17 protein-coding genes are annotated in these 18,608 nt (G+C 57.2%); 10 read left to right on the forward strand and 7 right to left on the reverse strand.

Annotation, left to right across the window (positions count from 1 at the left end):
• The first annotated feature begins 84 nt into the window (after window positions 1–84).
• Window positions 85–672 carry a TetR/AcrR family transcriptional regulator gene (locus ACR3E6_RS11130; RefSeq protein ID WP_171633449.1) on the forward strand — a complete coding sequence of 196 codons (588 nt, stop codon included), beginning with the start codon at window positions 85–87 and terminating at the stop codon, window positions 670–672.
• Window positions 673–693: 21 nt separating this feature from the next.
• Here the strand turns inward: ACR3E6_RS11130 and ACR3E6_RS11135 are convergent, their stop codons facing one another.
• Window positions 694–1,605: a pirin family protein gene (locus ACR3E6_RS11135; RefSeq protein WP_209833495.1), complete on the reverse strand. Its 912-nt coding sequence runs from the start codon at window positions 1,603–1,605 to the stop codon at window positions 694–696.
• A 157-nt stretch (window positions 1,606–1,762) separates the two neighbouring features.
• Between ACR3E6_RS11135 and ACR3E6_RS11140 the strand changes: the two genes are divergently transcribed.
• Window positions 1,763–2,242 carry a hypothetical protein gene (locus ACR3E6_RS11140; RefSeq protein ID WP_171723532.1) on the forward strand — a complete coding sequence of 160 codons (480 nt, stop codon included), beginning with the start codon at window positions 1,763–1,765 and terminating at the stop codon, window positions 2,240–2,242.
• Here ACR3E6_RS11140 and ACR3E6_RS11145 read toward each other — a convergent pair.
• Genes ACR3E6_RS11145 through ACR3E6_RS11155 form a run of 3 tightly spaced genes read right to left on the reverse strand, consistent with a single transcriptional unit; the run spans window position 2,204 to window position 4,969 of the window.
• Complete coding sequence (locus ACR3E6_RS11145) at window positions 2,204–2,800, reverse strand: TadE/TadG family type IV pilus assembly protein (protein WP_171633443.1); 597 nt, start codon at window positions 2,798–2,800, stop codon at window positions 2,204–2,206. The two genes, ACR3E6_RS11140 and ACR3E6_RS11145, sit on opposite strands and share 39 nt — an antisense overlap.
• A gap of 4 nt (window positions 2,801–2,804) precedes the next feature.
• On the reverse strand, window positions 2,805–3,335 hold the full coding sequence (locus ACR3E6_RS11150; protein WP_480487152.1) for a TadE/TadG family type IV pilus assembly protein: 531 nt from the start codon (window positions 3,333–3,335) through the stop codon (window positions 2,805–2,807).
• Window positions 3,332–4,969 (reverse strand): TadE/TadG family type IV pilus assembly protein, encoded by a 1,638-nt coding sequence (locus tag ACR3E6_RS11155; protein ID WP_209833493.1) that lies wholly within the window; start codon window positions 4,967–4,969, stop codon window positions 3,332–3,334. Before ACR3E6_RS11155 ends, ACR3E6_RS11150 begins: the two co-directional genes overlap by 4 nt.
• A gap of 335 nt (window positions 4,970–5,304) precedes the next feature.
• Between ACR3E6_RS11155 and ACR3E6_RS11160 the strand changes: the two genes are divergently transcribed.
• From ACR3E6_RS11160 to rpoD, 4 genes are all read left to right on the forward strand, one after another.
• Complete coding sequence (locus ACR3E6_RS11160) at window positions 5,305–6,735, forward strand: Glu/Leu/Phe/Val family dehydrogenase (RefSeq protein WP_209833491.1); 1,431 nt, start codon at window positions 5,305–5,307, stop codon at window positions 6,733–6,735.
• A gap of 119 nt (window positions 6,736–6,854) precedes the next feature.
• Window positions 6,855–7,151 (forward strand): hypothetical protein, encoded by a 297-nt coding sequence (locus tag ACR3E6_RS11165; RefSeq protein WP_152457544.1) that lies wholly within the window; start codon window positions 6,855–6,857, stop codon window positions 7,149–7,151.
• A gap of 80 nt (window positions 7,152–7,231) precedes the next feature.
• Window positions 7,232–9,178 carry a DNA primase gene (dnaG, locus tag ACR3E6_RS11170; RefSeq protein ID WP_480487154.1) on the forward strand — a complete coding sequence of 649 codons (1,947 nt, stop codon included), beginning with the start codon at window positions 7,232–7,234 and terminating at the stop codon, window positions 9,176–9,178.
• Window positions 9,179–9,291: 113 nt separating this feature from the next.
• Entirely contained in the window at window positions 9,292–11,280 is a 1,989-nt protein-coding gene (gene rpoD, locus ACR3E6_RS11175) for an RNA polymerase sigma factor RpoD (RefSeq protein ID WP_171633431.1), read from the forward strand.
• A 160-nt stretch (window positions 11,281–11,440) separates the two neighbouring features.
• Here the strand turns inward: rpoD and ACR3E6_RS11180 are convergent, their stop codons facing one another.
• Window positions 11,441–12,481: a helix-turn-helix domain-containing protein gene (locus tag ACR3E6_RS11180; RefSeq protein ID WP_480487156.1), complete on the reverse strand. Its 1,041-nt coding sequence runs from the start codon at window positions 12,479–12,481 to the stop codon at window positions 11,441–11,443.
• A gap of 458 nt (window positions 12,482–12,939) precedes the next feature.
• Here ACR3E6_RS11180 and ACR3E6_RS11185 point away from each other — a divergent pair, with 458 nt between their 5' ends.
• The 4 genes from ACR3E6_RS11185 to ribD all read left to right on the forward strand — a co-directional run bounded on the left by ACR3E6_RS11185 (window position 12,940) and on the right by ribD (window position 15,467).
• Window positions 12,940–13,344, forward strand: coding sequence for a hypothetical protein (locus ACR3E6_RS11185; RefSeq protein ID WP_171633427.1), 405 nt, complete (start codon window positions 12,940–12,942; stop codon window positions 13,342–13,344).
• 21 nt (window positions 13,345–13,365) lie between these two features.
• Window positions 13,366–13,779, forward strand: a complete 414-nt coding sequence (locus tag ACR3E6_RS11190; protein WP_171206899.1) for a secondary thiamine-phosphate synthase enzyme YjbQ — start codon at window positions 13,366–13,368, stop codon at window positions 13,777–13,779.
• Between the two features lie 120 nt (window positions 13,780–13,899).
• A complete protein-coding gene (gene nrdR / locus ACR3E6_RS11195) occupies window positions 13,900–14,370 on the forward strand; it encodes a transcriptional regulator NrdR (RefSeq protein WP_117869416.1) in 471 nt (156 codons plus the stop codon).
• The gene (ribD, locus tag ACR3E6_RS11200) at window positions 14,367–15,467 is read left to right on the forward strand and encodes a bifunctional diaminohydroxyphosphoribosylaminopyrimidine deaminase/5-amino-6-(5-phosphoribosylamino)uracil reductase RibD (RefSeq protein WP_480487158.1); all 1,101 of its coding nucleotides are present in this window, start codon (window positions 14,367–14,369) and stop codon (window positions 15,465–15,467) included. Before nrdR ends, ribD begins: the two co-directional genes overlap by 4 nt.
• Before the next feature lie 2 nt (window positions 15,468–15,469).
• Here the strand turns inward: ribD and ACR3E6_RS11205 are convergent, their stop codons facing one another.
• Complete coding sequence (locus tag ACR3E6_RS11205; RefSeq protein WP_480487160.1) at window positions 15,470–17,470, reverse strand: capsular polysaccharide biosynthesis protein; 2,001 nt, start codon at window positions 17,468–17,470, stop codon at window positions 15,470–15,472.
• A 3-nt stretch (window positions 17,471–17,473) separates the two neighbouring features.
• Window positions 17,474–18,607: a polysaccharide biosynthesis/export family protein gene (locus ACR3E6_RS11210; protein WP_348539510.1), complete on the reverse strand. Its 1,134-nt coding sequence runs from the start codon at window positions 18,605–18,607 to the stop codon at window positions 17,474–17,476.
• Window position 18,608: the final 1 nt, after the last annotated feature.

The following is an 18,608-nucleotide window of genomic DNA, read 5'->3' on the forward strand; positions in this document are numbered from 1 at the left end:
TCGTTCGTCCTTTCGTGATGCACCTTTTGCCGGCGCCGATCAAGCGGGGTTCTATATGAACATTTGTTCAGATACTGTGGGCGGATGGCACGTACTCAAGGCTCCCACTCTGATATCACAGGCCCGCGCATTCGAAAGGCGGCCCTGAACCTGTTTGCCCGCCACGGTTATGCGGCGGTTTCGATGCGGCAGATCGCGAAAGAGGTCGGCGTTCAGGCGGGGGCGCTATACAATTACACGCCGGACAAGCAGAGTTTGCTGTATCGGTTGATGCGAGAGCATATGCAGGATCTGCTTTCGGCGCTCAACGCGCTGGAGCGCTGCGATGACTGCCAGCAAGCGTTGCGCCGATTTGTCGGTTTTCACATACGTTTCCACCTGCAACGCCCGGACGAGGTGTTCATCGCCTATATGGAACTGCGCAACCTCTCACCCGAAAACTTCGCCGAAATCGAAGATCTTCGGCGTCAGTATGAAAACGCGTTGGAAGACATCCTTCACTCTGGCCAGAAGGCTGGTCAGTTTGCGATACCGGACACCAAGATCGCCACGCTGGCGGTGATTGCCATGTTGAACGGTGTGATGACCTGGTACAGGTCCGGAGGGCGACTGTCACTGGACGAGGTCGAACAGATTTATTGGAACATGGTGCATAAGGCGGTGACGGCCTGACAGGGCCAGACCGTCACTGTGTCAGTGCGCAGGGCGAATGAAGGTCCCGTTACGCAACTCCCGAAAGGCTTGTTCCAGTTCGGCCCGCGTGTTCATCACAATAGGCCCGTGCCATGCGACGGGCTCATTGATCGGAGCCCCCGAGATCAACAGAAACCGCACGCCTTCGGGGCCAGCCTGAACGGTGATTTCGTCCCCCGTCCCGAAACGGACAAGCGTGCGGTCGCCCGACATATCCCGGATATTCACCTCTTGCCCGGCGACCTCTTTTTCCAACAGCACACCGGACGGGCGTGACGCATCTGCAAAGGCTGCCTGACCTTGAAAGACATAGGCAAAGGCTCGGCGATACGTGTCGATGCGGAAGGTCTTCTTCACACCCGCGGGAACCGAGATGTCCAGATATTGTGGATCTGCCGCGATGCCGTCCACGGGGCCGGTTTTGCCCCAGAACTCTCCGACAATCACCCGAACGGTGGTGCCGTCGTCATCAGTGACTTCGGGGATATCCTTGCTTTGAACATCCTGATAGCGCGGGGCAGTCATCTTCTGATCCGAAGGCAGGTTGCCCCAAAGCTGAAACCCGTGCATCTGCCCCGAGGTGTTTCCCTGCGGCATTTCCTGATGCAGGATTCCGGACCCCGCCGTCATCCACTGCACGTCGCCCGCGCCCAAAGTGCCGGTGTTGCCCAGCGAATCCGAGTGCTCGACCGATCCGGCCAGAACATAGGTGATCGTCTCGATTCCGCGATGCGGATGCCAGGGAAAACCGGCCTGATAGTCCTGCGGGCGTTCGTTCCTGAAATCGTCGAACAGCAGGAATGGATCAAGTTCGGACGGGTCCTGAAACCCGAATGCGCGGTGAAGTTTCACGCCAGCCCCTTCCATCGTCGGGGTGGCCCTGCGTGTTTCAAGTGTGGGTCTAAGGGACATATTCGCCTCCGGTTCGTTTGATCAGCATGTAACCCCTGCGTGAATGCGGTCAATCAGCGTCAATTAACCGGAGCTGTGCAAATTTGCTGCGCAACCAAAGCCCTGTTGTTTCCCCCGGAAAATCGCTAAGTCGAAGCGGAACGGACAGGAGACATCCATGCAGGACGAAGTGCTGGCAACGATTCAGGCATCATCCCCCAGACGGTGGATCGGAGTAGGGATGCTGTCGACGGTTGGGATGCTGGTCACATACGTCGCTTTGGCATCGCCGCCCGAACCGGCGTGGCAAGTATTTCTTTTTGCTGTAGGGGGCGCGTCGCTTTGGCTGGCCTATCGTGTATGGCACGCGACCCAGGACCATATTGAACTGACACAGTCGGAGTTGCGTACCGGGTCAGGCCGATTGATCGCGAAGGTGGCTGATATTGAATCGGTGGATCGCGGTGTGTTTGCGTTCAAGCCGTCAAACGGTTTTCTGGTTCGCACCAAGCTCAAAGATACGAACCAATGGGCCCCCGGCTTGTGGTGGCGGATCGGTCGCCGGGTTGGCGTGGGCGGCATGACATCTGCCGCCGAGGCCAAGTTCATGTCCGAAATTCTATCCGCTATTTGTGCAGACGAACGGGGTCTGAGTTAAGTTACAAGCAACTTCGTTTGTAAAGCGGGGACGGGTAAAGATGAAGTTCTCAAAGGTGATACCTGTCGCAAAATCCCAGCCCGGTCTGAACGTGGGGATGTATTCATTGGACGTTTCAACCAGAATAACGGTGTCCTGATTGGGCATTGGCGGCAGGCGGTCTTCGATTTCATCGATCCTGTTGTCATCCCATTCCTGATCAAAGCCGCGTACGGTCGACCAGCGAACGTAGTGGCGATCATCGTCCTCATCGTAAATAATCAGAGAAATACGCATCTTCACATCTGACCGGTTGTTGACCATCTTGCCTGCCAAATCGTGCAGCGAGTCGATATACACATCGGTCACGGCCCGCGTTTCACGCGAAATCAGATCGCTGATCGTATAAGCTGCCTTTAGATTGGAGGCGCTTTGACGAAACCCCTCGAATGCAGTGAACGTGAACGTGATCGTCCATAACATCAATGGAAAAATCATGAGGGCTTCAACGGTCAGTATGCCGCTTTCGTCTTTCTTGAAGACTTTGACGCGATTTTTCAGATATTGGAGTACAGACATGATCTTACTCTGGCTCCTGTACGAATGCCGTTGTTGCGGTCACCGCATAGTGGCCGGTAGCGTCCGGGACAAGCTTGGCAATGGCTGAGGTCTCAAGAACCGGATCTATGCGCAGGCAGGCTCGCAGGATCATCAACTCATTGGATTGGCCGCTTTTGAAATCCAAAACCGGCTTGGGATCTTCGGAACTGTCCGTGCAGGGGATGCTGTCTGAAAGCACAATACCAGCGAACGCGTCCTGCTTGACCATTTGTAGTCGCAAATTCCCTGTACAATCCTTGATTCCGGACACTTCGCAAATCCGATCCCTGATCACGTCGTGATTCCAGTCCGTACCCGTACCCAGCCGAATATCCCTTACGATCAGGTCCACCCCACGCTCCAAAGCAGCATGCTTCATTGTGATGATGGACAGTTCGGCTCCTGCCACGAGAAGCGCCAGGAAGAAGGGTACGAGCATGATGAACTCGATTGTCGCATTCCCTGCCTCGGATTGCCGAAACAGGCGGAGTTGCGACAGCTTTCCGCTGATCATTGGGTTAGCCTCAGTTTGCGGATCGACGATGCGATGGATTCAAAGGCTTTCTCAAGGTTCAGGCCACTTACGTCATAGACGTGGCTGTCAGAGCTGGCACAGTCTTTGAGGGTCCTGTACCCGCTTCTGGGCGCTTCGAAAGCGATGCCGTAAACAATGATACCCTGGTCTTTGGCCGCATCACAAATATGCTTGGTGCGCTGGTTCTTGGCCGACGTTTCAACTTTCGCGTAGGCCTTTGAATACCATTCCGCCCAACCGCTGGACTGCCAGTAATAGTTGTACCGTGCGTTCCATGCCAAAGATACTCGGTTAAACAGTTCAGGATATGACAACCTAACGGCTGTTCCAGGTTCTTCGTTCAGCTGCGTCTCAGGTTCCGGGTTTCCGTAGGGATGATCCGCCCAAACATCTTGCTGAGGCCAGAAAAAATTCGGACGACCCTGAGAATGGTACACGGTGTATTCATCAGCTTCCGGGTTGTACCAGACGTCTGACATACCTTCGCGCAGCGATGGGTTAAGCATGTATTGATCGGTGTTCTGACCATCGGTCATAACAATGGCGATCTTCAGAACGTCGGTGCCATAGTCCGAGGGACGGACCGAGAATTTTGATGGCACAATTGTTGTACCTGCATGGGACGGATCCTGTTCCAGCGACAGGTCGCGAACAATTCCGCGCATGCTCGGGTCCAGCAGGGCAGTACCCCACTTCATCCCGATGTCGATCGATGTGTTCCCACCGGGGGTGAGGGACGCAATCTGGGCAAGCAGTTTGTTCATATTGTCGGTGACAGGGGTGATTGCACTTCCAGCGCGGACCGGACAAACGGGCAGGTCGATAGTCCCTTCAGAATAGGTGAAAGGATCGAAGTGCGCGGTGCGTTCGAGGGTGTCATCCCGTTCCAGATCAGAATCGCTGTACTGTTCTGGAATGAAGTTTACGCAGTGCGAATAGCTGTGTTCTTGGGTGACATTCGTGAACTTGTCCAGAATCGATGCTCCTGCGTTGACCTGCGTTGCGTAAGGAACAATCGAGATTGAAATCTGCGTTTCGTTCGGTTTGTCCAGCATGAGCCTGACAAATTCTGACGCAGCTTCTCTCAAAACTGCGATTTTTGTCTTCGATGGTGTGGCAGACGAGCGCGACATTGAGCCGGAGATGTCGAGAATCAATGAGATTTCAACGGCGCCAATGGATTCTTCAGCTGCACTGGTCGCAACGAGACCCAGTTCGGTGACTTTGCCGAACCTCAGATAGCGGGTTGGAACAACGGCTTCGGCTGTAGCACTTACTTTTTTGGAGCCGAAACCTTCAACAACCGTCGTAATGGCGTTCAAATTGCCCAGCCCGGCCTTGTCCATGTAAGAATCGACGACCGCCTTGGCGGGAAGGTCCTGGTCGAGGTCCGCGGCGGCAAGCACAGCGCGATCCAGTGTGGATTGCAGGCTGGCACGGTCGCGTTCATATTTCATGACATCCATGGCCATGCCGGTAATCGCCAGCATCAGGACCACCATAAACAATACGAAAATAGTGAAGGCGCCATCTTCGTTGCGAGCGAACTGCTCTAATTTGAACGTTTTGCGCTTCGGTTTCGAGCCGTCGTTACAAAGCAAGGAATTCAGCATTCTGGTTACTCCGCTTCACACGTCGAATTCGTGCGTCAAAGAAAAAGAGATTTAGGACAAAGTTAATTTTCAAACGTGGCGTGAATTGGGCGAAAAAGGCTTGGTTTTGGCCTTTTTGGGCGCTCAGGGGGTATAATTTTCACGTTTTCCCACGGTCTGTCGATGAAATGAATACAATCCGTTAAGCGATTGACCGGATTGGGCGACTCACCATCAGAAACTCAAGTCTGTGTTAGGTAGGTGATGAAAAAAAGTGCATTGTTTGATTGCAGCCAGACTTGAGTGGTGCGACAAAACGTCATGACGTTTCGTCATCCAGCGGTACGGAGGATTTTATGACCGGCATCCAAGAACCAAGCTTTCGCCAGAGTGTTGACCTGATGTTCAACAGGGCGGCCGCCCTGATGGAACTGCCGCCGGGGCTGGAGCAGAAAATCCGGGTTTGCAACGCGACCTACACAGTTCGGTTCGGTGTGCGTCTGCGCGGTGAGATCCACACCTTCACCGGGTACAGGTCTGTCCATTCCGAACATATGGAGCCGGTCAAAGGCGGCATTCGCTATGCCACTGCGGTGAATCAGGATGAGGTCGAAGCGCTGGCTGCGTTGATGACGTACAAATGTGCTCTTGTCGAAACGCCTTTTGGCGGATCAAAAGGCGGTCTTTGCATTGATCCGCGGAAATACGAAGAACACGAACTGGAACAGATCACGCGCCGCTTTGCCTATGAACTTGCCAAGCGGGATCTGATCAACCCGTCGCAGAACGTTCCGGCGCCCGACATGGGAACGGGCGAACGCGAGATGGCCTGGATGGCGGACCAATACGCGCGGATGAACACCACCGACATCAATGCACGGGCCTGTGTGACCGGCAAGCCATTGAACGCAGGTGGCATCGCCGGGCGGGTCGAAGCGACCGGACGCGGCATTCAATACGCTCTGCGTGAATTTTTCCGTCACCCCGAAGACGTCAAGACGGCCGGCCTGTCGGGCAAGCTGGACGGCAAGCGTGTTGTGGTGCAGGGGCTCGGCAACGTGGGGTATCACGCCGCGAAGTTTCTGAGCGAGGAAGACGGTTCACGCGTTGTAGGTATCATTGAATGGGACGGAGCGCTCTATAACCCGGATGGTATCGACGTCGAAGCCGTCCGCCAGTGGATCGTCAAGCATGGCGGCGTCAAGGATTATCCGGACGCGACTCATTCAGCGGAAGGTGCAAGCGTTCTGGAGGCTGAGTGCGACATTCTGATCCCGGCTGCCCTTGAGGGTGTCATCAACCTTTCCAACGCCGAGCGGATCAAGGCACCTTTGATCATCGAGGCAGCGAATGGCCCGGTCACCGCTGGCGCGGATGAGATTCTTCGCAAGAAAGGCACCGTTATCATCCCGGATATGTATGCCAACGCGGGTGGTGTGACGGTGTCTTATTTTGAATGGGTCAAGAATCTAAGCCACATTCGTTTCGGCCGGATGCAGCGCCGCCAGGAAGAGGCGCGACATGAACTGATCGTCAGCGAACTGGAGCGGCTGGACAGGTATCTGGGTGACGCGTGGTCGATGTCTCCGGACTTTAAAGCAAAATACCTCAAGGGTGCCGATGAGCTTGAACTGGTGCGCTCGGGCCTCGATGACACGATGCGGATCGCCTACCAGTCCATGCGTGAAGTGTGGCACAGCCGCGACGATGTCGAAGACCTGCGTACTGCGGCCTATATCGTGGCGATCGACCGCGTGGCCAAAAGCTATCGCGCCAAGGGGCTGTAAAGCAGGCGGGCGGGGTGATCATTTCGCCCCGCCGGTTCGCGCTGCGGCTTGAATGTCGATGGCGGCCCGTTAGTTTGACGGATAGTAGACACTCAGAGAAACGAATCCCGGAGACCTCCATGTTGCGTATAGCCATTGTCGCGGCTCTACTGGCCACTCCTTTGGCCGCTCAGGAAACTAAGGAACAAAGCTGCAAATATCAGGCGGATGTGGTGGCCGCGATCCAAAAGGCGCGGCTGGACCGCGTGAAAGAACGCGATGTGGCGCAAGCCGTGGCGGATAGTGGCCCGACATGGCCCGAGAACTACAATGCCGCGATTCCGTTGATCACGCCGTGGGTCTATGAACAAAAGATGCGCGATGTGCGCAAAAAGGATCTGGGCGCTGCTTGGCTTGAGTTGTGTTTGCAGCAATAATCCACAGCCCGGACATTTCCCTGTGGACAAACGCGCGCCATCCCCTTGGCGCGCGTTCCTGTTTCTGTCAGGTTTGACATATGTCACTGCCCCCCGGATTTCTGGATGAACTGCGCACCCGCCTGAGCCTGTCTCAGGTCGTCGGGCGCAAGGTGATGTGGGATCAGCGCAAATCCAATCAAGGCAAAGGTGACATGTGGGCGCCTTGCCCGTTTCATCACGAAAAGACGGCCTCATTCCATGTCGATGATCAGAAGGGGTTTTATTACTGCTTCGGCTGTCACGCCAAGGGCGACGCGATCAGCTTTGTGAAAGAAACGGAAAATGTTTCGTTCATCGAAGCGGTTGAAATCCTCGCCCGAGAGGCTGGCATGCCGATGCCTGCGCGGGATCCGAAAGCACAGGAAAAGCAGGATCGCCGCAGTCAGCTTGCCGATGTGATGGAACAGGCGGTGCAGTTTTTCCGCTTGCAGCTGAAAACAGCGGCGGGGGCAGAGGCACGGGATTACCTGTCGCGCCGGGGTTTGGATCAAAGCGCGCTGGATCGGTGGGAGATCGGGTTTGCGCCGGACAGTTGGCAGGCGCTTTGGGATCACCTGCGCGGCAAGAGCATCCCAGAGGAACTGATCCTTGGCGCCGGGCTGGCCAAGCCTTCAAACAAAGGCAAAAAACCCTATGACACCTTCCGCAACCGGATCATGTTCCCGATCCGGGATCCGCGTGGGCGCTGCATTGCATTCGGTGGCCGTGCGATGGATCCGAATGACAACGCGAAATACCTTAACTCGCCCGAGACCGAGTTGTTCGACAAGGGGCGCAGCCTTTACAATCAAGGTCCGGCGCGGCAGGCGGCGGGCAAAGGGCAGCCGCTGATCGTTGCCGAAGGGTATATGGACGTGATCGCGCTGGCCGAGGCGGGGTTTAGCGCGTCGGTTGCACCTTTGGGAACGGCCATTACTGAACATCAGTTGCACCTGCTCTGGCGGATCGCGGATGAACCGATCATTGCACTAGACGGGGATGCCGCGGGTCTGCGGGCGGCCATGCGGGCGGTTGATCTGGCACTGCCGCTGCTGGAGGCCGGAAAATCCTTGCGTTTTGCCTTGATGCCCGAAGGCAAGGACCCGGACGATCTGTTGCGCACAGAAGGCCCGGGCGCGGTTCAGGCCGTTCTGGAAGGGGCCATACCGATGGTCAAACTGTTGTGGCAGCGCGAAACCGAAGGAAAGGTATTCGACAGCCCGGAACGCAAGGCAGCACTGGACAAGGCACTGCGGGACAAGATCAAGCTGATCCAAGATCCCTCGATCCGCTTGCATTACGGTCAGGAAATCAAAGACCTGCGCTGGCAACTGTTCCGCCCGCGACGACAACCTCAAAACCGTCCGTGGCAACCGCGGGGAAAATGGCAGCCGCAGCAGACCGCGACGCCGGGCGCGCGCAGTTCGTTTCTGGCCTCATCGGAAAACGCGGATATCCAGCTGCGCGAAGCCGCTATTCTGGCGATCTCAATTCTGAATCCCAAGGTTGTTGTCCAATTTGAGCAACAGTTGGAAGAAATGGAATGTCACAATCCTGACTATGCGGCATTGCGCGATGCTGTCCTGCGTCACGCAATTGATGACCCGGACAACCTGAAAGACCACATTATCGCATCAATGGGGCCTGACGCCCTTGAAAACCTGCTGACCCTTCGCCATGTGGCAGTCATCCCCTGTGTGTCCAAGCCAGGCGACGTTGAAAAGGCCGAGATGACACTGGCCGAGGAACTCGCAAAGATCAAAGCGCTCCGGGGGTTGGATGCCGAGATTGCCGAAGCGGCAGAAGAGTTGTCTGATCTGGCCGATGAGGCGCTGACATATCGGCTGGCGCAAGCCGCCGAAGAGCGCAACCGCACGAGTCGAAGCCAGAACGAGGATAGGGCCGTTTTCGACATTGCTGACAATGGGGCGCGAATCAATCGTGACGAGAAAGACGCGTTTGCGGCGATCATGTCTGGCATCAAATTCGAGCGGAAACGCCGATAAGTGGTGTTTTCGTAAGGCACTGGAAAAGAAAAACGGGTAAACGGGTGGCCGAATCACTTATACGCGCTAATGATTCGGCTGAGACGAATCACCCATCCCTGCAGGAGCATTGAATGGCCGCCAAGGATACGAACGAAGACCGCAAATCCGACGAGCAGGAACAGGAAATCTCGCTGGACATGAGCCAGGCGAACGTCAAGAAGATGATCGCCGAGGCTCGCGAGAAAGGTTACATTACCTACGACCAGCTCAATCAGGTCTTGCCGCCTGATCAGGTCAGTTCGGAACAGATCGAAGACGTAATGTCGATGCTGTCCGAGATGGGCATCAACATCATCGAAGATGAAGAGGCCGAAGAGGAAGAGAACAAAGGCTCGACCGAACTGGTTGCCGCGGAAAGCAACCGTGAGGTTGCACTGGCCGGTTCCGGTACAGAAAAGCTGGATCGCACCGACGACCCTGTGCGCATGTATCTGCGTGAGATGGGGTCGGTCGAACTGCTGAGCCGCGAGGGTGAGATCGCAATCGCCAAGCGGATCGAAGCCGGTCGCAATACGATGATTGCGGGCCTGTGTGAAAGCCCGCTGACCTTTCAGGCGATCACAATCTGGCATGACGAATTGTTGTCCGAAGACATTCTTTTGCGGGACGTCATTGATCTGGAAACCACGTTCGGAAACCAGTTGGACGAAGACGGTGACGTTGAAGAGCCGGTCGTCGATACCTCGGCCGTGCAGGCGAACAAGCCAGCCAAGGATACTGGCCCCGAGCTGGATGCGGATGGCAACCCGCTGAACAACGATGACGATGACGATGACGACGATCAGGCCAACATGTCGCTGGCCGCGATGGAAGCGGCGCTGAAGGATCAGGTCTTGACCACGTTGGAGCGTATCTCGACCGACTTCTCGATGCTGTCTGAAATGCAGGACAGCCGGATTTCGGCCACGCTGAACGAAGACGGTACGTTCAGTGAAAAGGATGAAGAAACCTATCAGAAACTGCGGGCTGAGATCGTCGAACTGGTGAATGGCCTTCACCTGCACAACAACCGGATCGAGGCGCTGATCGACCAGCTTTATGGCATCAACCGCCGCGTCATGTCTCTGGACAGCGCGATGGTCAAGCTGGCCGATCAGGCACGCATCAACCGCCGTGAGTTCATCGAAGCGTATCGGGGCCGTGAACTGGATCCGAACTGGCTGGCCGAGATGGCCGAAAAGCCGGGCCGGGGATGGCAGATGTTCATCGAACGCTCGACCGCGAAGGTCGAAGAGCTGCGCAACGACATGGCTCAGGTCGGCCAGTATGTCGGTCTGGATATCTCGGAATTCCGCCGTATCGTGCAGCAGGTTCAGAAGGGCGAGAAAGAGGCGCGGCAGGCCAAGAAGGAAATGGTCGAAGCCAACCTGCGCCTGGTGATCTCGATCGCCAAAAAGTACACCAACCGTGGCCTGCAATTCCTTGATCTTATTCAGGAAGGCAACATCGGCCTGATGAAGGCGGTGGACAAGTTCGAATACCGTCGTGGCTATAAGTTCTCGACCTATGCGACCTGGTGGATCCGCCAGGCGATCACCCGCTCGATCGCGGATCAGGCCCGCACGATCCGTATTCCGGTTCACATGATCGAAACGATCAACAAGCTGGTGCGCACGGGCCGTCAGATGCTGCATGAAATCGGCCGTGAGCCGACGCCGGAAGAACTGGCCGAAAAGCTGCAGATGCCGCTCGAGAAGGTGCGCAAGGTGATGAAGATCGCCAAAGAGCCGATTTCTCTGGAAACACCCATCGGCGACGAGGAAGACAGCCAACTGGGCGATTTCATCGAGGACAAGAATGCCGTGCTGCCCCTGGACAGCGCCATTCAGGAAAACCTCAAGGAAACCACCACAAGGGTTCTGGCCTCGCTCACCCCGCGCGAAGAACGGGTTCTGCGGATGCGTTTTGGCATCGGTATGAACACCGACCATACTTTGGAAGAAGTCGGCCAACAGTTCAGCGTGACCCGCGAACGGATCCGTCAGATCGAGGCCAAGGCGCTGCGGAAGCTGAAGCATCCCAGCCGTTCACGAAAACTCCGGTCTTTCCTGGATCAATAAGAACAAAGATCTATCAGAACAAAGGCGCCCCGTCAGAGGCGCCTTTTTTGTTCACATTGGCTGGTTCTCGCATCACGTTGGCGCGATAGCACAAGGCCGTGGCGGTGTGCCTTTCTATATCGGTCTTGTCCACTCATGGGACAGGCCGGGGCGAGGTTTTTCAGGCTGATGACCCCCGGCCAGCTGTCCGAATGGGATGTTCCACTCGGGTCTTGAAGGCGCTGGGCGGCTGACCTGTCCACCGTTTGAAGGCGGTCGAAAAAGCAGCCTGATCGGCATACCCCAGCGCGTATGAGATTTCAGACAGAGTCATGCCATTTGTGATGAAAGTCTGGGCCAGATCACATCTTAGATCGTCCACAATATCGCGATAGCTTGTGCCTTCATCCTTGAGGCGTCGACTGAAGGTTCTGAGGCTCATCCCCAGATCAGCCGCCGCATCTTCGGCTTGCAGGATTGCGCCGGGCAGGGATCGGGTGATCAGACCTTCGACACGGGCGCGGGTCTTGTGCTTGGGGGGTGGTTTTTCGGCCAGCAGACGTTCACCGTATTCCAGCAAATGCTCACGCAGCTTTGGATCATAGGTCGGCACTTTCAATTCCAGCGCAGATAGCGGCAGAATGATCTCGATCTTTTCAGCGTTGAAAACCACTGGGCAGCCTGTCAGCTTTTCGTAGGTTTTGGCGTGGCTTCCAACTTTGTGCTGAAAGCGCATCTCGATCGGGTGCAACTTCACCTGCGTGAGGTTTCTCATCCTGGCCAGCGCAGCGAACAACAGGAATTCCGTGCGCCGATGATAGCGGGCAAAGCTGGCGTCTTTCCAATCGGCCTCAAGGGCCGCGAAGTTGCCGGCAACACGAAAGCTGAGCCCGATGGCCGGATCGATGATGCCATGAAAACGGGACAGGTTTTCCATCACCTGCCTCAAATCGCGTGAGTATTTACTGATATACCCTGTTACGGTCGAGGCCGACGTGACCTCGAGCCCAGTGCGCGCCGCAAATGTGATGTCACCAACGGCGTCACAGGCGTGCCGGATGAACAGGGCCTCTTTATGTGCGCTGTAGACTGCGGCAGGGGGTGCGATATCCTGCTGACACAGCCCGGTCTGTTGCAATACCCGCTGGGATACTTCGCTGTTGCCGGCGTGGCGATCCAGCGCCTGGATCAAAAAATGTAGTCGGTCGATATCTACATCCATCGTGGTACAACACCTTACGTTCTCAAATACATTAACAGTTTATCAGGGAAATCCCTTTGTTGACTTTGGCTTTTGGCAGAAAGGATTTTGCACTTGAGTACTACTTGTTGGCAAGTTCTCGAAAGGTCTTGACCGGAACGCGCATGAAGTGTAGCGCGCGGCTGTCCAAATCAGCTTTGTTGCCGGGTCGGGACCTTCATGGGGATGAGGTCAGAGCCTCGGAGAAATCACCAATCTCTGCTCAGGGCTCCCCGGCACGCTCTTTTTCTGCAAGTGACGCGTTGTTCTGCGACGCCGGGCTTGGGCCTGCTGATCCGCTGTCAAGGCTGGCTCACGCCGGATCACGCTATGTACCAGGCGGGCTGAATTGATCGTGAGGCACCCTGTGCGCGCAGTGAAGTTCGACTAACCTATTCAGAGGTCACAATTTGGAACAAGCAATCAGGGAAGAAATTACCATGAAACAGTCATACACTTTCGCCGCGTTGGCAGCCTTGGCCTTCAGTGTTCCATTGACAGCAGACGCTGCGCGGAACGGGTTTCGAACGGAACCCATAAACGCCACTGATTTCGAGGTCATCCCCCGCGGCGACATGCGCGCCGAAGGCTATTGGTGCGCCGCCGCGGATTATGCACGTCGAACCTTGGGGTCGGGCTGGACGGACCGGATTTACGTGTTGCGAGGATACGGGCCCAGTGTCACAACCGGTCGCAGAACAGCGGTTCAGTTTTCCATCAAGCCGCCTCAAACGGTCGATGCACAACCAAGCAGCTTTGTCTCGTTCGGGTTTCAGCCTGGCAACAGTGAATCTGTACAAGGTGCGAATGCACGGTGTAATTATCGACCGTTCTTCAACGACTGACCAACCCGCAGGATAGTCACGATGCAGACCGAGTTCGTTTTGCACACCCATGGACCGGGGCTTTACGAATTCACGTCCGACGTTCTGCAATGGCTTGAACGGGTGGCGAAAGATGGGGTCTTGACCCTGTTCGTTCGCCACACTTCCTGCTCATTGCTGATCCAGGAAAACGCGGACCCCGAAGTTCAAACAGATCTTCAGGCGTTCTTCGAACGGCTGGTTCCACCGTCAGACAACCCCGCCATGTCGTATCTGCGGCACACCTACGAAGGCCCGGACGATATGCCTGCGCATATCAAGGCCGCGCTCTTGCCGGTTTCGTTGACGATCCCGGTGTCGCAGGGACGACCCGTTCTGGGAACATGGCAAGGGATTTACCTGTTTGAACACCGCACTGCGCCGCATCAAAGGAAGGTTGCGGCGTATCTGGCCTGACCCACTATTTAGCGGTTTGAATTTCCGACTACCCAAACCCTAGCGGCTGCCCTATAGTTGTGGATAAGTAAGCCGCAGCGCTTACAAAAAGAGGCCGAACATGGGACGAGGAGACGGCGGATGCGCTGCCCGTTTTGCGGAAATATCGACACTCAGGTGAAAGATTCACGCCCGGCAGAGGACCACGTGGCAATCCGCCGACGCCGGTTCTGTCCGGCCTGTGGCGGACGGTTCACGACCTACGAACGTGTGCAACTGCGTGATCTGGTTGTCATAAAGACCAATGGTAAACGCGAAGATTTCGATCGCGACAAGCTGGAGCGTTCGATCCGCATCTCGATGCAGAAACGCCCCGTTGATCCCGAACGGATCGATCAGATGATTTCGGGCATCGTGCGCCGTCTGGAAAGCATGGGCGACACGGATATCCCGTCCAACAAGATCGGTGAGATCGTTATGGAAGCTCTGGCGCGGATCGACACTGTCGCCTATGTTCGCTTTGCGAGTGTGTACAAGAATTTCCAGGCGGCCGATGATTTCGAGGAGTTCGTCCACGAACTGCGCCCGCCGCAGCCTTCGACTGACGAGTGAACGAAACAGATAAGCGATTCATGGCGCTTGCCCTGTCTTTGGGGCGGCGCGGTCAGGGGATGTGCTGGCCGAACCCCGCTGTGGGGTGTGTCATCGTTCGTGATGACCGGATCATCGGGCGGGGCTGGACCCAGCCGGGTGGCCGCCCTCATGCCGAGACCGAAGCCTTGGCTCAGGCCGGGCAGGTTGCGCGTGGTGCGACCGCCTATGTAACGCTGGAACCCTGTGCCCATCACGGCAAAACGCCGCCCTGCGCCGAGGCCTTGATTGCGGCAGGAGTATCCCGTGTTGTGGCCGCTGTCGAAGACAGCGATCCGCGCGTGGCCGGGCAGGGTTTTGCCATGTTGCGCGAGGCAGGAATTGACGTTGTAACTGGCGTTCTTGCGGAACAGGCAGAACGGGATCTGGAAGGCTTTTTCCTCAAGACTGAACAAGGCCGGCCTTTTGTGACGCTGAAGATGGCCAGCAGTTTTGACGGGCGCATCGCAACCTCGACAGGGCACAGCCAATGGATCACCGGACCGCAGGCACGTCGTGTGGTTCATGCCATGCGTGCACGCCACGATGCGGTGATGGTCGGGGCAGGGACGGCGCGCGCCGACGACCCCTCGCTGACCGTGCGGGATCTTGGCGTTGAGCATCAACCCGTCCGCGTCGTGGTGTCCCGCCATATGGATATTTCTCTGATGGGGCAGCTGGCGCGTACAGCCTCAAAGATACCTGTCTGGCTCTGCCATGCGCATCACCCGGATGCAGAACGTGCACAGGCGTGGGAGGGATTGGGAGCAAAGCTGATCCCCTGTGCGTTGAAAGATCACCATATCGACGCGGTGGATCTGCTTCAGCAACTGGGTCAGGCCGGTTTGACCAGTGTCTTCTGCGAAGGCGGGGCCGCGCTTGCGGCCTCGCTGCTGGCCGAAGATCTGGTGGACGAGCTGATCGGGTTCACTGCCGGCTTAACCATCGGGGCCGAAGGCTTGGCCGCGGTCGGGACACTAGGTCTGGAAACGCTGGAGGCCGCCCCCAGATTCGAATTGATCGAGACGCAGGCGGTCGGTGGGGATGTATTGCATCGTTGGCGCAGAGCGTCGGAATAAGGTCAACGCCAAAGACGAGCGTGCGTTGCGAACGCGCCCTGAAGCTTTGACAGAAACCGGTTGAACGGACCGGACGGTGCCGAATACCCCAGCGCCAAACGTTCAACAGCCACTTCGACAGGGCAGGGTTGTCTGGTGATCGGATCGAAATAGCGTGGATAGTCAATCAAGGTGGCGTGTACCAAGCCCATCAGCGACGGCCGTGCACCTCGCCTGACGGGGACGGTATCCAGATCGGTGGTCAGGCCCCATCCCGCATAGAAGGGCGCGCCCAGAGTCGTGACCTTCACCCCGCGCAACAATGCCTCGAACCCCAATAGCGATGTCATCGTCCACACCTCGTCCACCTGCGTCAGCAGCGAGGCAGGGTCAGTTCGGGTCACGACAAGGTCCGCAATTGACTCTGCGTCTATCTGGCCATCCCGCAACCCAGCTTCGACATCAGGGTGCGGTTTGTAGATCAGGATAGCTTCGGGGTTGGCCTCGCGCGCCGTGTTCAGCAGGTCCAGATTGCTGCGCACCGTGTTGGTGCCCAGCAGGATCGAGGCGTCATTTTCAACCTGTCCGGGCACCAGAATTCGGTGACCATGGGGCAGAACCGGCGCGGATTGGCCCGTGTTGTATTTGCTCAAACCATCGGCCAGCAATCTCTCAACAAGCCGTTCAGCGCGCAATTCCTGATCCGGGCGCAAAGTTGCACGCTCGCTGATCAGGTTTTCCAACTGGCTGGGCTTTGTGGGGTCATAGTAGATACCGACTTCGTCGGTTACCAGGGATAGGGGCGGAACAAGCGCCGCCCCCAGTCCTCGGGAACGCAAAAAACCGTCTTCCACACGAACGGCCCCTTCGCTGTCGCGCGCCTGACTGGCCCAGACCATGTGGGGGCGATCCGAGGCATCAGGTTGTGTGGCCGTAAAGCGCAACGTGCCATGCCGCCCGAAAATCTGCTGCATGTGCCTGCGTTTCCACAGGCGCATACCGGCGGCCGTCCAACCGTGCCTGTCCTGCCGCCATGCGCGGGTCTGCGCCTCCAAAATGTCCAGAACCGTTTCCATTTCGCACAGCTGATCGCGAAAGGGGTCGTACCAGGTCGGGTAAAGCAGCATCGCGGCCGCGAACAGTTGCGCGCGGGTCAGGTTGCGCTGACGGCGCTGGACTGGGAATTCATCCTGCGTCAGGCCCCACCCGGCATAGAACGGTTGACCGAAAACGCGCGGTTTGTGACCGGCCAGGATTGCTTCAAAGCCCAGCTGCGAAGAAACGGTATAAACCGCAACGGCGCCCTCGAGCAGGGGCCAGGGGCTGATGGGCTTGTCAAACCACGTGACCCGGTCTGACAGGTCCTGATCGGTGAAATGCCCCTGACGATGACCTGCCATCGTTTCTGGATGTGTCTTGATCAGAATGCGCGCGCCTGGGTTTTCCTCCTGCGCGACCACAAGCATTTCAAGAAAACGGGCACGATCGGCACCGCTTGCCGAGACGGCGGCATCGCCAACCGTCTGATCGATGACCAGTACATAACCGGGGTCAGGTGCGGCAAGATCGGGGTCAAACGCGGAATACTTGCTGAGGTGCAATTCCCTGACCCGCTCCATCGCGGCACGTGCGCGGTTCAGCAGCGCGGTGTCGTCCAAGGGATCGGTGTTCAGCAGCTTCTCAAGGTCCGAAGGTGCGGCTGCATCGAAATGCGGGCCCGAACGGTCCAGCAAAAGACCCAAGGGCGGTTCACCGGCGCGCCCCGGGTGCAGAGACCTGAGAAAGGCATCCTCGACCCGCAGAACCGGGGCGCGGTGTTTTTCGGCGATGCGCAGGCCCCGATACGCGGTCGGGCTGTTGCCCCAAATGCCCACGCAATCGCCATCCTTGGGAAGACCCAGACGAATGTCATATCCGGCAAGCGTCAGAATCCGTCTCAGGCGTTTTTGCGTAAGAAACCCGCCGTTGTAGACGAACAGCCGGGTGCGCTCGGCCCCGGCTGCGCTGTCCGGATCGGCTACCATGCATCAGTTGCCGGTCAGCGTGGCGACGTTTGCGATGGGGGTCAGGCCACCAGCGATCAGCGAGATCGATTTGCTCCACTGTGCATAGGGTGCTTCGGTCACATAAATCGTATCATCGTCGCGGATCACGAAATCCCGCGCGATGAACAGGCCGTTGGGGGCCGTCAGGTTCAGCAGGTAGATCATGCGTTGATCCCCCTTCAAGTCGGCGCGTCCCGTGATGCTGCGCGCGATGTCCTGACGCTCTTTCCGCAGAATGAAAATGCCGGTTGGATCAGAGGACAGTGTTAGCAGACCACCGACCTGAGCCAAAGCTTCCAAGGCGGTAAGGTCCTGACTGTCAAAGGCCACGCGAGACTGACCCCCGGTCGCGCCGAGTGCTATGTATGATCTGCTGTCTTCTTCCACCAAGATGCGGTCGCCGCCACGCAAAGCGACGTCCAGTTTCGGGTTGCGGAACAGATCTTCGTACCAGACGGTGCCCTTTTGATCCCCCCGGATCAGCGTCACCAACGCGATATCTGACGCTACTGAGACCCCGCCCGCCTTGGACAGCATGCCAAGCAAGGAACGGGTTGGGCGTTCGATCGGATAGATGCCGGGGGTTGCGACTGTACCCGTCAGCGAGACGGTGGAACCGTCACCCGCAACACGCCGCACTTCGATCTGTGGGTCGGGTGTCTGTTCCCGCAGCTTGTTCGTGATCAAAACGCGAAGCTGTTCGGGCGTGTTGCCCGCGGCCCGAATCCGACCCGCATAGGGGACGAAAATGAAACCATCGCTGTCGACCTGAACTTCATCCAGAATGGTCGCCGCACCGGTTTCGCCGGACAGCAACCCGTCGTCCACGTTTTCCCATATGGTCAGGCCCAGCACGTCACCGGGGCGGACAGTGTCGGCGGTCAAGGCCTGGGCGCTGCTGAACGAGGACGAAAAGCCAAACTGAGGCACGGCGGATGTAAGGCGTGTCACGCGGTCATCGACTTCGACGACAAACGCGTTGCCGCCATTCTGGACTGCACCCGCCAGAATTTCGGTCTTGTTCGGCCCGGATTTCGGAAGTTGGCAGGCCGCCATCAAGCCGATTGCGGCCACAAGGGAAACCCCCCGCATCCATCGCTTAGGAGAGAATTGCACT

Source organism: Ruegeria sp. AL3, assembly GCF_056536065.1.